The organism is Kitasatospora sp. NPDC101801, from assembly GCF_044766665.1.
In the GTDB taxonomy this organism is placed as follows: domain Bacteria; phylum Actinomycetota; class Actinomycetes; order Streptomycetales; family Streptomycetaceae; genus Kitasatospora.
Genome location: NZ_JBIWML010000032.1, coordinates 15,919 through 30,253 on the forward strand (window position 1 = coordinate 15,919; position 14,335 = coordinate 30,253).

General features: G+C 70.8%; 9 protein-coding genes and 1 tRNA gene. 3 read left to right on the top strand and 7 right to left on the bottom strand.

All coding sequences use genetic code 11. From position 1 onward, the window contains the following. Window positions 1-28: 28 nt before the first annotated feature. From ACIRPK_RS27495 to ACIRPK_RS27510, 4 genes are all read right to left on the bottom strand, one after another. On the bottom strand, window positions 29-2,191 hold the full coding sequence (locus ACIRPK_RS27495; protein ID WP_403042950.1) for an AGE family epimerase/isomerase: 2,163 nt from the start codon (window positions 2,189-2,191) through the stop codon (window positions 29-31). After that, window positions 2,188-4,308, bottom strand: a complete 2,121-nt coding sequence (gene glgX / locus ACIRPK_RS27500) for a glycogen debranching protein GlgX (RefSeq protein WP_403042952.1) — start codon at window positions 4,306-4,308, stop codon at window positions 2,188-2,190. The genes ACIRPK_RS27495 and glgX overlap by 4 nt, the downstream gene beginning before the upstream one ends. A gap of 134 nt (window positions 4,309-4,442) precedes the next feature. Beyond that, entirely contained in the window at window positions 4,443-5,135 is a 693-nt protein-coding gene (locus ACIRPK_RS27505; protein WP_403042954.1) for an SDR family oxidoreductase, read from the bottom strand. 239 nt (window positions 5,136-5,374) lie between these two features. Next, the gene (locus ACIRPK_RS27510) at window positions 5,375-6,718 is read right to left on the bottom strand and encodes a sugar phosphate nucleotidyltransferase (RefSeq protein WP_403042956.1); all 1,344 of its coding nucleotides are present in this window, start codon (window positions 6,716-6,718) and stop codon (window positions 5,375-5,377) included. A 367-nt stretch (window positions 6,719-7,085) separates the two neighbouring features. On the opposite strand from ACIRPK_RS27510, the gene ACIRPK_RS27515 reads away from it, so the two are divergent. From ACIRPK_RS27515 to ACIRPK_RS27525, 3 genes are all read left to right on the top strand, one after another. Then, window positions 7,086-7,538: a hypothetical protein gene (locus ACIRPK_RS27515; protein WP_403042958.1), complete on the top strand. Its 453-nt coding sequence runs from the start codon at window positions 7,086-7,088 to the stop codon at window positions 7,536-7,538. Between the two features lie 239 nt (window positions 7,539-7,777). Beyond that, a complete protein-coding gene (locus ACIRPK_RS27520) occupies window positions 7,778-8,719 on the top strand; it encodes a metallophosphoesterase (protein WP_403042960.1) in 942 nt (313 codons plus the stop codon). Window positions 8,720-8,819: 100 nt separating this feature from the next. After that, window positions 8,820-8,893: transfer RNA gene (locus tag ACIRPK_RS27525), tRNA-Pro, on the top strand. A 577-nt stretch (window positions 8,894-9,470) separates the two neighbouring features. Here ACIRPK_RS27525 and ACIRPK_RS27530 read toward each other — a convergent pair. The 3 genes from ACIRPK_RS27530 to ACIRPK_RS27540 all read right to left on the bottom strand — a co-directional run bounded on the left by ACIRPK_RS27530 (window position 9,471) and on the right by ACIRPK_RS27540 (window position 14,335). Beyond that, window positions 9,471-11,207: a condensation domain-containing protein gene (locus ACIRPK_RS27530; protein WP_403042962.1), complete on the bottom strand. Its 1,737-nt coding sequence runs from the start codon at window positions 11,205-11,207 to the stop codon at window positions 9,471-9,473. A 64-nt stretch (window positions 11,208-11,271) separates the two neighbouring features. Beyond that, entirely contained in the window at window positions 11,272-12,516 is a 1,245-nt protein-coding gene (locus ACIRPK_RS27535; protein ID WP_403042965.1) for an MFS transporter, read from the bottom strand. Window positions 12,517-12,559: 43 nt separating this feature from the next. Continuing rightward, entirely contained in the window at window positions 12,560-14,335 is a 1,776-nt protein-coding gene (locus ACIRPK_RS27540) for an amino acid adenylation domain-containing protein (RefSeq protein WP_403042967.1), read from the bottom strand.

Here is a 14,335-nt window from a genome sequence, read left to right on the forward strand (position 1 = left end):
TCAGCAGGGGAGGACCGGGGCTACGGGGTCACGCGTGCTGCGGGCAGCTGTGCTCCGGGTCGAGCACGAAGGCGTCGGTGGCGACCAGGGCCTGGGTGACCTCGTCCAGCGCCGAACCGACGATCACGAAGTCCACGTCCAGGCCGACCTTGGTGCGCTGGAACAGCAGCTCGTTGATGGCCGGACGGGCGATCGCGGTCACCTTGCACAGGTGGAACTCCACCCGCTCGGGCCCGACCGACAGGGCCTCGGTCATCCCCCGGCGGAACTTCTCCAGCTCCTCCAGGTCGACCACGCCCTCCAGGAAGATGTGCGTGGTCCGGCCGTCGAAGTCGCTCCTGATCCGCAACCGCATGTCGGCCGGCTCGACCACCACCCGGACCCGCAGCGGCTGGTCGGAGGCCGGCAGGTTGACCGTCAGCTGCTTCGGGTCGAAGTCCTTGTACGGCCGGTCGTCGATCCACACCCGGTCGATCTGCACCGACCCCTCCGGCAGCAGGTCCGGCGAGACCCGCAGCACCCGGCCGGGGAACGAGTCCGGCAGCGGCCGGAAGTGCAGGGTCAGCGGCGAGGAGGTGATCAGCAGGTTGGTGTACGCGGCGGCCAGGTAGCACAGCTCCAGCGCGTGGTAACCGGCCATCGAGTGGCTGCCCTTGAGCCGCTCGGTGCCGAGCAGGTACGGGATGCCGTTGGCCAGCACGTTGAAGTAGACGCCGCCGTCGTCGTAGTCCAGGAAGAAGGCGTTGTAGAACGCGGCCGCCTCCCGGCCCAGCCGCTTGTGCTCCGGGTCGCCGGAGACCCCGGCCAGGATCAGGTACGCCAGGATCGACTGCTCCTGCTGCCACCAGGCCTTGCGGTCGTGCCAGACCAACCGGTGCGCACCGCTGTCCGGGTCCGCCCGGCGCTCGACCACGTCGTACCAGCCGCCGCGCTGCTGGTCGCTGCCGACCGGCGGCATGATCTCGGCGATCCGCTCCGCGAGGGCGGTGTACTCGGGCTTGTCGCGCAGCGACCGGATCCGGGTCAGGTTCCAGGCGATCTTCAGGTTGTGGCCGACCACGGCCCGGTCCTGCTGCCAGCCCCAGGTCCGGTCCGGGGTCCAGTCCTCGTGGAACCGCTCCTGGACGAACGGGCTGGCCGGCTCGTCCGGGAAGTGCCGGGCGATGTCGTCGGCGGTCTGCTCCAGCAGTGCGGCGAAGTCCTCCCGGCCGGTGGCCAGGTAGGCGTTGATCAGGTACGCCGGGGCGTGGTCGCCGACCGAGTTCCAGTTCTTCCGGGCCCGGTTGCGGCCGAGCGCGTCGGAGCGCGGGTCCATCGTGATCGGGTCGAGGTGGGAGAAGAAGCCACCGCGCTCGTCGTCCTTGAAGTACCGGTGGAACAGCTCGACGGTGCGGTCGATGTCGTTCAGGATCCGCGGGTCACCGGTGATCCGGTAGGTCTGGGTCGGCCCGGCCAGCGCGTAGATCTGCTCGTACATCGGGATCGCGTCGAAGTCGTCGCCGAACTCGGAGGCGAACACCTTGCGCTGGCCGGCCGGCGTGATGTCGATGCCGTGGTACCAGTAGGCGATGCCCTCCCGGTCGTCGCTCACCCGCATGTGCTCGCGCAGGTAGTCGGTGCCGGACTCGGCCGCGTCCAGGAAGCGCTGCTCCCCGGTGAGCATGAAGGCGGTGGCCAGCCCGTAGACCAGCCGGGAGATGGTGTCGGTCTCCTGGCGCACGTCCTGGCCCGCCGAGTCCGGCAGGTGGGTGCCGCTCAGCGTCAGCTTGGTCCGGAAGTTGCGCCAGTCGTACACCCCGTCGGGGAAGTGCCCGCGCAGGTAGAAGTCCGCTATCTCGGAAGCCTGTTGGACCCACCAGTCGGGCTTCTCGAAGACGTAGGCGCCCCGGGTCTCCTCCGGGAAGGTGATCTGCCGGGCCTCGATCCGCTCGCCTCCGTCCCACTGGTGGAACAGGCCGTGGACGAAGACGTAGCGGCCCTCCGCGAGCATGTCGCGGGTGGCGCCGGAGGTGTCGCGCGACTCGTCGCCCAGGTTGCGGACGATCTGCGAGCCGAGGAAGCCCTCCAGGTGGATGGTGAACTCGCCTCCGTCGGAGGTGCGCAGGCCGAAGCGGTCGCGGGTGGGATCGTACGACGTCACGTAGCCGGCGATGCTGTCGGAGTACGTGCGGCGGGTCTCGGGTGCGCTCATCGGTGGAAGCCTCCGTCGTGGGGCAGCGAGGTCAGGACGACCACGCTGCGACCGTGGGCGTGGTAGGTGTGGCCGGCCACCGGCTCCTCCGAGCCGGCTGTCAGGACGTCCGCGGGTGCCTCCAGCGCCGTGTCGACGGTGCGGGCCCAGCGGTGGCCGCCGATCCGCGGCAGCTCGAAGTCGAGGCCGAGGTGGAACATGTTGAGGATCACGTGCAGGTCCGGCTCCCCGCCGAAGCCGGCCAGCGTGAACGCCAGCACCCGGGCGTCGGTGTCCTCCCAGCCCGGCTGCTCCAACTTGGTGCCGTGCCAGGTGACGTCCGGCAGGTCCCGGTCGTTGCGGCGGCCGGAGAAGAAGTGCGGCTCGCGGACCGCGGCGGTGCGCTTGCGGAAGGCGATCATCTCCTGGAAGAACCGCCGGGTCTCGGTGTTCTTCTCGGCCTGTTCCCAGTCCAGCCAGGCGATCGGATTGCCCTGGCAGTAGGCGTTGTTGTTGCCGTCCTGCGAGTTCCGGAACTCGTCGCCGGCCAGGATCATCGGCACCCCGCGGCTCAGCATCAGCAGCGCGACGTGGTTCTTGATCTGACGGACCCTCAGCCGCTCGATGTCCTGGGCGTCGGTCGGGCCCTCGACCCCGCCGTTCCAGCTGAAGTTCTCGTGCGAGCCGTCCGCGTTGGACTCGCCGTTGGCGTGGTTGTGCTTCTCGTTGTAGCTGACCAGGTCGTTCAGCGTGAAACCGTCGTGGCAGGTGATGAAGTTGACGCTGTTGGTGGGCAGTTCCCCGCTCTTGCTGAACAGGTCGCGGGAGCCGCCGATCCGGGTGGCGACCGCGCCGACCAGGCCGCCGTCGCCCCGCACGAACCGCCGGATGTCGTCCCGGTAGGGCCCGTTCCACTGCGACCAGCGCTTCCCCGGGAAGCGGCCGACCTGGTAGAGGCCGCCGCCGTCCCAGGGCTCCGCGATGATCTTCGTCTCGGAGAGGATGCCGGACAGCTCGATGCCCCAGAGCACCGGCGGCACGTCCATCTCGTACCCCTCGGCGCCGCGCGACAGCTCGGAGGCGAGGTCGAAGCGGAAACCGTCCACGTGGTGCTCGGTCACCCAGTACTCGAGGCACTCGATGATGAACTTGGCCACCGCCGGGTGGTTGGCGTTGATCGCGTTGCCGCAGCCGGTGAAGTCCATGTAGTGCCGGCGGTCCTGCGGCCACAGGTGGTAGTAGGTCTCGTTCGCCTGGCCACGGAAGCTGATGGTCGGGCCGTGCTCGTTGCCCTCGGAGGTGTGGTTGAAGACCACGTCGAGGATGACCTCGATCCCCGCCCGGTGCAGCGCCTTGACCATGTCCCGGAACTCGGTGATGTGCGTGCACTCGCAGGCGTCCGAGCAGTACCCGGTGTGCGGGGCGAAGAACCCGAACGGGTCGTAGCCCCAGTAGTTGTGCAGCGGCGTCCCGTTCGGGCCGGTCCGCAGCACCTGGCGCTCGTCGAAGTCGAAGACCGGCAGCAACTCCACGGCGGTGACGCCGAGTTCCTTCAGGTACGGGATCTTCTCCACCACACCGGCGAAGGTGCCGGGGTGGGTGACGCCCGCCGTCGGGGAGGCGGTCAGGCCGCCGACGTGCACCTCGTAGATGACCGATTCGGCCAGCGGCGTGCGCAGCGGCTCGTCGCCCTCCCAGTCGTAGCCGTCCAGGTCCACGACCATGCTGCGCATCGAGTACGCGCAGTTGTCCTCCGGGCCGATCGCCCTGACCCGCTCCCAGAGGGAGTTGACGTTGGCCCGGGCGTACGGGTCGAGCAGTACCTTGCGCGGGTTGAAGCGGCTGCCGGAGTCCTTCGTGTGGTGCGGGCCGTCCATCCGGTAGGCGTAGGTCTGACCGACCGTCAGGCCCTCGACCCGGCAGTGCCAGAAGTGGTAGCTGCGGTGCCGGTCCGGGTCGAGTTCGATCACCCGGCTGGGCGCCAGCGCGTCGTACCGGTCGAAGAGCAGGAGCTCGACCTTGGTGGCGTGCTCGGAGTACACCGAGAAGTTGACCCCGGTGGCATCGAGGGTGGCGCCCAGCGGCTGGGCGCGACCGGGGCCGATCACGGCCTCGGTCAACCCCGGGGGCGCACCCATGGGCGTGTGACTCTTTGTCATTTCCTCTGTCATTTCTGTCGCTGCGACGGGGGAAGATCGAGCGGCGGAGCGGGCCGGCCGAGCTCGCCGGCCGGCCCGTTTCAGGCCGGGTTCGGACCCGGTACAGGTCCGGTTCAGGCCACGGGGGCGCGGTCCAGTTCGAGCGAGGCGAACGCCCGCTCCCAGTCCGTGAGCCGCGCGCCGGGCTCATTGAAGAGCTCGAAGGTGAGGCCGCGCGCCGGGGTGGAGTAGAGGGCGTGCACGACCGCGTCCGCGACGTCCTGCCGGTCGACCTGACCGAAGCCCCGGTCGCCCTGCTCCAGCCGGACCCGCTCGCCCACCGCGTGATCGTCGATCAGCCAGCCGGGCCGGACCACCGTGTACGGCAGCCCCGACTCGCGCAGCAGCTCCTCACCGGCCCGACGCCACTCCAGCAGCCGCCCGTACGCGTTCAACGGGTGCCCCTGGTGGGTCGCGTGCAACTGGCTCACCAGCACCACGTGCGGGCGGGCCCCGGCGGCGGTGGCCGCCTCCAGCACGTTCCGCACGCCCAGGTACATGGTCGCCTCGGGCCGGTTCGGCCCCTGGTCGTCGGTGCCCGGCTCGACCGAGATCACCACCGCCGACGACCAGGCCAGCGGCCCGGCCAGGGTCTCCGGCAGGCGGACGTCGCCCTGGACGAACACCGCGCCGGGCGGCAGGTGACGTCTCGCCAGTTGCACCGTGCGGCCGATGGCACGCACGCTCTCACCTCGGTCCAGCAGGCGCTGCACGATCAGTCGGCCGAGTCGGCCGGCACCGCCGACCACCACTACCGGGCTGTCCATCGGTTCCTCCTCGTTGCGCTCGAAGGCTTGCCCCGTCCGTTCACCGGCCGCAGGAGGTGCCTGCGGCCGGACCTGTCGCACCGGTCGGGCCTTCGGTGTCGCGCCGCCCGGATGTCGGGTGGTCGCTCCGCCGGGCTCGTCGGGTGGTCGTTCTCCCGGGCTCGTCGGGTGGCTGCCCGCCCGGGCTCGTCGGGTGATTGCCCGCCCGGGCTTCCGGGCGGTGGTTCGCCCGGCCCTGTTCAGACCCAGCGCAGGATGTCGTCCGAGCTGGTCAGCGCCGTCCCGGAGGGCAGGTTGGCCATCGCCGGGACCTTCAGCCGGGGGTAGACGCTCACCCCCGACAGCCGCGTCCCCGGCCACAGGAACGCGCCGTCGCCCACAGCCGAGAAACCGTCCAGCCGCACCGGCTGCGCGCGCTCCGAGCGGATCTCCACCATCGGTCCGACATAGCTGTCCTTGATCTCCGCGTACGGGCCGATCACCGCCGAGTCGCCGCAGGACGCGCCGACCAGGCTGGCGCCCTCGCGGACCTCCGCGCCGTCCCCGATGTCCGAGTACTCGAGCCGGACGTCGGCGCCGATGGTGACGTGGCGGCCGATCCGGACACCCGCGCCGATCTGCACCGTGCCGTTGGCGAGCTTGTCGGCCAGCGTGGTGCCGGTGACGTCGTCCCGGGTGTCGAGCGAACTCTTGTGCACCCAGAACCGCGGGCGCTCGCTGTGCGGCGTCGTCATCAGCTGGTTCATCTGCGGGTAGTCGCCGGCCAGCACGTTCCGCAGCGTGACCAGGTAGTCCTCGACGTTGCCGAGGTCGCCGAGCCGGGCGATGTGATGCGCCGCCACCGGGTGGCCGTTGCGGACCAGCCAGGGCAGCAACTCACCGCCCCAGTCAAGCCGTTGCTGCGCCTGCCGCATCAGCTTCGGCTCCCGGGCGGCGGCCCGCAGCCGCCCGCAGTCGATCAGGTACATCCCGGCGTTGGTCGGGATGAGCCCGCAGCTGTCACCGCTGATGCCGGGGAAGAACTCGTGCACCTGGGCCAGGTTCGGCTTCTCCACGAAACCGGAGACCCGGCCGTCCGAGTCGGTCTGCACGGCCCCGTACTTGCCGGCCACCTCGAGCGGGCTGCGGGCGACGGCCGCCACCGTCACCAGCGCGTTGTTGGCGTGATGGGTGGCCCGCAGCTCGGCCAGCGAGAAGTCGAAGATCGAGTCGACCGGCAGGACCAGCGCCTCACCCGTGAGGTCCCACTGCTCCAGGTTGTGCAGGGTCGCCGCACCGGAGCCGACGTTGTACCGGTCGAAGCTGGAGCGCGAGTACCGGACCTCGACGCCGTACCGCTCGCCGTGCCCGAGCAGGAGCTTGACCTGGCTGCGGTTCTCCAGCCCCTGCGCGACCACGTAGAACCGGCGGATGCCCTGCTCACGGCAGGCGTCGATCACCCACTCGATGAGTCGGCGCCCGGCGAACGGGATCAGCGCCTTACTGCGGATGTAGTCAGTGGCTTCCAAGGTGATCGGTTTGGCCCGCTCACCCCTGCCTCCGGCCAGGATGATCCCGACCGTGTCACTGTCTCCCCCGGCCATCGCGTTCCTTCGCCTCGCATCGGCAACGTTGTCCTTCGAGATTCAACAGGCGTTGTCAAATCTTGTCAATCCCCGAGTTGATAGAGGCGCCGAGGGTACCGTCCCGGTCGGCCGAGGAGTCCCGCCAGTGTCGGATCAGGGCCCGTTTCGACCGTCGCGCCCCCATTTGATCCGGCCTCCGGTGAATGCTCCCAATGGTCGTGATCACGACCCGCTGGGAGCATTTCCAGGCAATCGGACGTGTTTCTCCTCCCGGCGGGCCCGGCAAATATTGGTCATCCACCGTGGCTGACCGATCACCCAATGCGCTATTTTCGGGAGAGACCATTGGCCGTCAGCCAATGGAACGAGCGGCGGGGGCCACGGCGTGACAGGCGGGACCGGCAAAGGAACATTGGCAGTGCCGCCAAGTCGAAGGGCTGCATTCTTCGATCTCAGAGGCGGCGCGGGCGATTCGGTCGATCCGGCCAGGGCAGCCATGCAGAGACACCGGGCCGAGGGCGACCTGGTCGTGCTTCTACTACCCATTTTTGACGGAGCGTCGCAGGACGGCTACAGAGGGGCAGCGGCCGACGTCGTCCTCTATTACTCCCCCACGGCCAATGCCTCGAACAGCCGACTTGCCATTGTTGTCGGGCTCATGGCAACAATGGAACTCTCGGCCTCCCGCTGCTTCGGCTACGGTGATCACCCGGAGAGCGCGGGAATGCTCTGCGCGGTCGGCAATCCACGGGTACTGGGTGACGATCCGGAAATTCGCCGGGTCGCCAAGGAGCGCGGCTGGCCCACAATCGAAGCCCCGTCTTCCGCGAATTCTTGACGGAGCACGTCAGATAGCGACATTTGTCGGCCCGGGGGTCGGATCCGGTCGGCCCGTTGACCGGCGGCGTCCTGCTGGAGTGACTCCTCGCGTGACCTCCGCGAGCGCGTCCTGGCCCGGCGGGTCCGACAGGTCCGACGGGTCCGGCCTGCTCCGCCGCGGAGCGCATCGACCGGCTCTCCCCTCGCCTCCCTGACATCCCTGACATCCGAACGCCGGCGAGCTGAGATCATGGACCGATGCGACCTCTGTACTCCGTCCCGCTCGGAATCGCCGCCGCCGGCGCCGCCTGCCTCGCCTACTCCGCCGGGTACGAGGTCCGCTCGTTCCGGCTCCGCCGGGTCGAGGTACCGATCCTGCCGAAGGGTGCCCGACCGGTACGAGTGCTCCAGGTCTCCGACATCCACATGGTCAACGGCCAGACCAAGAAGCAGCGCTGGCTGCAGAGCCTGGCCGGCCTCCGCCCCGACCTGGTGGTGAACACCGGCGACAACCTGTCCGACCCGCTCGGCATCCCGGCCACCCTCGACGCGCTCGGCCCGCTGCTCGACTTCCCCGGCGTGTACGTCTTCGGCTCGAACGACTACTACGGCCCGAGCCCGAAGAGCCCCACCCGCTACCTCAAGGCCCTGAAGAGCGGCGTGCACGGCCTGAACAACCCCGACGGCTCCGGCCGGCGCGGCATCACCGGCGCCGTCCACAACCCGTGGGAGGACCTCCGCGACGGCTTCGACGCGGCCGGCTGGCTCGACCTCACCAACACCCGCGGCCGCCTCAAGCTGGCCGGCCTGGACGTCGAGTTCACCGGGCTGGACGATCCGCACATCCGCCGTGACCGCTACAGCGCCGTCACCGGCGGCCCGTCCCCCGAGGCCGACCTCTCCATCGCCGTGGTGCACGCCCCCTACCTTCGGGTGCTGGACGCCTTCACCGCCGACCGCTACCCCCTGATCCTGGCCGGGCACACCCACGGCGGCCAGCTCTGCGTCCCCTTCTACGGCGCCCTGGTCACCAACTGCGACCTCGACGCCCGCCGGGTCAAGGGCCTCTCCGCCCACCGGGCCGGCGGCCACCAGTCCTACCTGCACGTCTCGGCCGGCTGCGGCACCAACCGCTACACCCCCGTCCGCTTCGCCTGCCCCCCGGAAGCCACCCTGCTCACCCTCACCCCCCGCCGCTGACCCCCAGCTCAGCGCCCCGGCAAACCGGATTTCGCGTCTCGGCACCCGTCCGGTAGAGTTCTTCTCGTTGCACCGGGAACGGAGAGCAACGAAGCAGGACCGGGGTGTGGCGCAGCTTGGTAGCGCGCTTCGTTCGGGACGAAGAGGCCGTGGGTTCAAATCCCGCCACCCCGACCCAGTAGTACGAGGTCAGGGCCCTATCGGAGAGATTCGGTAGGGCCCTGCTTCGTTGTGCGTGTCTAACTGAGTGACTGAGCCTCAGAACAGGTCGTCCATCACCACGGCGCCGGTCCGGATCAGCGACCGGTACACCCCTCGGTGACAGCGGAGCTGGAGTGTCTGACCTGGCGTGAGATCTCCTCCAGCGACACGCCGATGGAGCTGTGCCGCGGCCGTGTGGCATCCACCCTGCGGGGGCCTGGCCCTTCAGCCGAGGCTGAAGGGCCAGGCCCCCCCCGGGACATGCACGGGAGGGGTGCCCCCCCCCGCGGGCCCAGCGCCCGACCCCCCGCGGGCGGGGGGGCCGGCCGGCCCTCCCCCCCCCCCCCCCCCCCCCCCGTGCTCGCGCCGCCGGCGGGGCCCGCACCCCCCCCCGGGGGCCCCGCCCCCCCCCCCCGCCGGGCGGGCCCCCCCCCCCCGCAGGGACTTCCAGGTCTGCGGTCCCCGCCGACGCGGACCGAGCGCCGGACCCGCAGCGTGCGGCGGGACAGGCGGGTACGCACCCGGGCCCACCCCACTGTCCGCGGCAGCTTCAGAGGTGGAAGCGATGGCGGGCGCGGAGCACACGGGCGCACTCAAGTACCGGCAGGTCGCTCAGCAGCAGTTCGACGGACGAAACGAGGGACCGGACGAAGGTCTGGGCGTGCTGTGCGGACCATGCTTCGGCCTCGTACTGGAGCAGGACGGAGGTTGCGGCGGGTTCGACCGTGACGCCGATCGCCACGCCCGGGCGGAGGGCCGGGGTGAGGTCGGCCTCCGTCGCGGACACCCGCGCGCCGGCCAGGCTGAGCGACGAGCCGCCCGGATGCTCCGAGACGTCGAGGTAGAGCCAGGGGCGCCAGAGCTGCTCGGTGTCGCGGCCCGGCTGCAGTTCGTTGACCAGCAGCGGCAGTGGCATGGCATGGGCCATACCGCTGAGCACCGAGGTACGGGCCGAGCGGAGCACCGCGGAGGTGGGCAGCTCGGAGTTGACCCGGAAGCGGAAGATCGACGAGGTGGAGAACCAGGCCACCTCGCCGTCCCATCCTGCCGGGCGGACCGAGGTGGGGCTGACCACGCCGATCACGCTGCGCCCCGAGTGCGCGAGCGAGCTGAGCGCGAGGGCGCTCAGAAACCCGCCGTACAGTGTGCAGCCGTGTGCGGCGCACCATTCCCGCAGGCGTTCGACGAGGTCACTGCTGATCACCTCACGTGCCTGCTCAGCCGTGGTCGGGTGTGCGGTGGGCTCGTGCATGCCCGGCAGTCGCATCTCGGGAAGGGCCTCCAGCGGGTCGAGGTTGCCCCGCCAGTAAGCCAGGTTCGTGGCCAGGCGCTCGGTGTGGATGTGGTGTTCGGTCTCGCCCCAACTGAGGCTGCCGGTGGGGGCGGCGCCGAGATCCGGGGCCCGACCGTCGAGGCGTGCGCGATAGGCGTCGGCCAGCGAGGCCAGCAGGATGCTGAACGACTCGCCATCGGACACCAGGTGCTCGACGGTGACGACGAGGCGCATGGTCGAGTCCGGCAGTCGGAGCACGGTCACCCTCAGCTTGACCTCCCGGTCGAGCTGGAACAGGCGGGTCGCGTCCTCGTTGACGACCCGGTCGGCGGCGTCGGCGCTGTCCACGGCCACGACCCGGAAGAGCCGGTCCGTGTCCAGTTCGTCCGGCCGACCGAGGCTCGCGTGGTGCCCGGCGTGGTCGGAGGCGAAGAGGGTGCGCAGCGAGGGGTGGCGGTCCACCACGTCGTGGCAGGCCAGACCCAGGGCATCGGCGTCCAGCTCGCCGGACACCTCGAACACCTCGGTGATGTGGTGCGGTATGCGGGCACCGGTGGACGTGGCGTCCCGTTCCCGGCGGCGCTCCTGACTGTACGTCAGGGGGATGGGCTGCCCTGCGAGCACCGGACCGGCCACCCGCTCGCCGGCGAGGTCACCGCTCGCTGTCCGCCCGGCCGCTCCGACGGCGCCGGCCTGGGGAACGGCGTTTCCCCCTGCATCAGGTACGGGGGCGGTCGGCGCCGCGGACGCGACCCGCTCCCGCAGTCGCTCGGCCAGGTCCCCGAGGACCGGGGCCTCGAAGATGTCGTCGAGCGAGACCTCCACACCGCCCAGGCCGCTGCCGAGCTGGGTCGCCAGCCGGGCGGCCATCAGTGATGACCCGCCCTGCGCGAAGAAATTGTCGGTGAGGAGGACGGGTGCTCCCAGCAACGCGGCTGCGGAGTCCAGCACGATGGCGCCGACCGCGGCAGCTGTGGGCGCTTGGGCCGGCTCGGTCAACGTGCTCTCGGTCATCGTCGTGTCCTTGTCGTTCGTTCGGTTGCGGGCGGCTGGGTGATGGCAGGGGTGACGGGTGCTGTCACTCGGCGGGCCAGACCGCCTCGCGCAGGCCGCGCTGTGCCGAGGCCACGAGCAGTGGCGCGGTGAGCAGTGCGCAGACGATAAGGACGGCGGTCTGCGGGGAGAAGGCGTCCAGCAGGAGGCCGGCGATCAGACTGCCCAGCGGGGTGCCCACCGAGAAGGCCATGAAAGTACCGGCGATGACCCGTCCGCGCACCTCGTCCGGCACTGCTCGGAAGACCAGGATGTCGATCATGACCATGAGGGCGGGCATCCCCGTGGCCACGGCGAGGAGCAACGCGAAGACCCAGACCGGGCCGGCCGGCACCGCCAGCCCGGCGAGCAGCGGCACGCACAGCCAGCAGGCGGTCAGCAGGAGCTTCCCCGGCTGCATCAGGTTGTGGAGCCGACTGATCAGGGTGGCGCCGATGATCCCGCCGACGGCCTCACCCGCGAGCGCGAAGCCGACCGCAGTGCTGGAGTGGTGCTGCTGGAGCGTCACCACGGTGATCAAGATGGTGGCGGCGCCCGCGAGGTTCACCGCAGCGGCGACCGCGGTGACGGCCCGCAGGGTGCGGTTCTGCCACAGCACCCGTAGCCCGAGGAAGGCGCCACCGCGAGACTTGCCCGTCCCAGCGGCCGGGCGGTCGTCGAACCGGACCGCAGAAGCGGTGCAGAGCGAGACCAGGAAGCCCATCAGTGCCACCACGAAGGGGGCGGTCCTGGCCACGGCGAACAGCGCGCCCGCGAGCAGCGGACCGAGCAGTCCGGCGACGCTCACCCGTGCCTCGTCCTGGCTGAGGGCCTGGGTCAGATGTTCCTTGGGGACGATGGAGCGTAGGACCAGCGCTCGGGAGGGCGCGCCGAGGGCCTGTGCGGCACCCAGGCCGACGGCCACCGCGAACAGGTGCGCCATGGTGGGCGTGCCCAGGCTCAGCGCGACGGCGACGGTCGCGATCATGCCGAAGCGGAGGGCCTCGGCCGTGATCAGCAGCGTCCGGCGGTTGAACCGGTCGGCCAGCGCGCCGGAGGGCATGCCGAGCGCCATCTGGGTCCCGACCTGGAGCGCGCTGAAGACGGCCGCCTGGCCCGGGGACCCGGTCATCGCCAGGATCAGCAGCGGGAACGCGAGGTTGCTGATGCCCATTCCGACGGCGCCGGCCGTGGCGCCCGCCCAGTAGGCCTGGAACTTCAGGTTTCGACGCAGCGGCGGGAGGGCCACGGCGGGACCGTCCGGGTCGGATAGCGGTGTTTCGGTCGTCATGGCTGCACCTTGTGGGGGGTCCTGGGTGAGGGCGGGTGTGGGATCAGCCACGGGAGAGCTCGGTGAGGTGCTGGGCCAGCGCCTCCAGGCGCGGGTGGGCGAAGACCGCGTCGATCGGCACCACCAGTTGGTGCTGCCGGAAGAGCGCGGCCACCAGCCGGGCTGCCGCGAGCGAGGTGCCGCCGGCCTCGAAGAAGTCCGCCGTGCCGTCGAGTTCGGGACGGCCGAGCAGGTCGCGGCAGATGCCGAGCAGGGCTTCGAGGCCCAAGGTGGGCTCGTCGGCGGAGGTCGGCGCAGCCGCTTCGGCCTGCCTGGTTGCTTCCGCCCGTGCCCGCAGCGCCGCTTCGGCCTGCGCACGGAGGGCGGTCTGGTCGACCTTCCCACTGGTGGTCATCGGGAAGCTCTCCAACGCGAGGAAGGCGGTGGGCAGCATGTAGGAGGGCAGGCGCTCGGCGAGCGCGTCGCAGAGTGCGCCCTGCAGCAGGCCGGTCGGCCCCAGCGTGCAGGCGGTCAGTTCGCCGTCGATCCGGAGCACCCGGGCGTCCTGGGCGGCGGACACCTCGACGATCGCGGCGGCGATCTCGCCGGGCTCGATCCGGTGGCCACCGATCTTCAGCTGCTCGTCCTTCCGGCCGACGAAGACCAGGGCGCCGTCCCGGTACCGGACGAGATCGCCCGTCCGGTACCAGGGTGTCCCGTCCTCGGTGGTGGAGAACCGCGCACCGGTCAGCGCGGGGTCACCCTGGTAGCCGTCGGCGACACCGGGCCCACCGATCAGCAACTCACCGACCTCCCCGGCCCCGGCGTCTGCGCCGTTCTCGGCGAGGACGCGGATGGTGACCTCCGGCAGCGGCACGCCGATCGGTGCGGTGCCACCCTCACCGAGGACGTCCTCGGTGAGCCGTCCGGCGATCGAGGTGACGGTCGCCTCGGAGACCCCGTAGGCGTTGAACAGGTCGATGTGCCGTGTCGAACCCTGCAGCCACGTGCGCGCGGTCTCCAGCTGCACGGCCTCGCTGCCGGCCACCACGAGCCGCAGTCCCGGCGGTGGTGCGGGCCGGGCGGCCAACTGGCGGGCCCAGCCCGCGACATAGGAGGCCGGGAGGTTGGCGACCGTCACCTCCGTCTCGGCCAGGAAGCGGGTGAACCGGTCGTAGTCGTACTCGCCGAGGGCGCTCGCCAGGACCACCACGGTCGCGCCGCGGGCGAGCGTCGGCCACAGCTCCTCGGCCGCGACGTCGAAGGTCAGCGAGGTCGAGTGGAGCACGCGGTCCTCGGGGTCCAGGGCATAGCCGGTGCCGACCGCGCGGGAGTGCCAGGCCAGTGAGTCGTGCGAGACGCGGACGCCCTTCGGCTCGCCGGTACTCCCCGAGGTGAACACCAGGTACGCCGCCGGGCGCGGGGTGACCCCGTCGGCCGCGGTCGGCCCGGGGGCGAAGGCGCCGGGGGTCGAGGTCCACTGCGCGCAGCCGTCCGACGGGTGCAGCTCCAGCACGGGGCGGGCGGTGCGCAGGATCCGCTCGCGGCGGACCTGCGGCAGGTTCGGGTCGACGATCACGTAGCCGGCCTCGACGGACAGCACCGCCAACATGGCGACCACGGCCCCGTAGCCGCGCCGGGCGTGGAGGGCGATCAGGTCGCCGCGTCCGGATCCTGCCGCGATGAGCCGGGCGGACAGCGCCTGGGCGTCGGCGCGCAGCCGCCCATAGCTGTACGAGTGGGCCCCGTCGACGACGGCGATCCGCTCCGCCTCCACTTGGTTGATCAGGGTGACCGGGTGACCGGTGGCGTACACGTTTCCTCCAGTACTGACATGCAT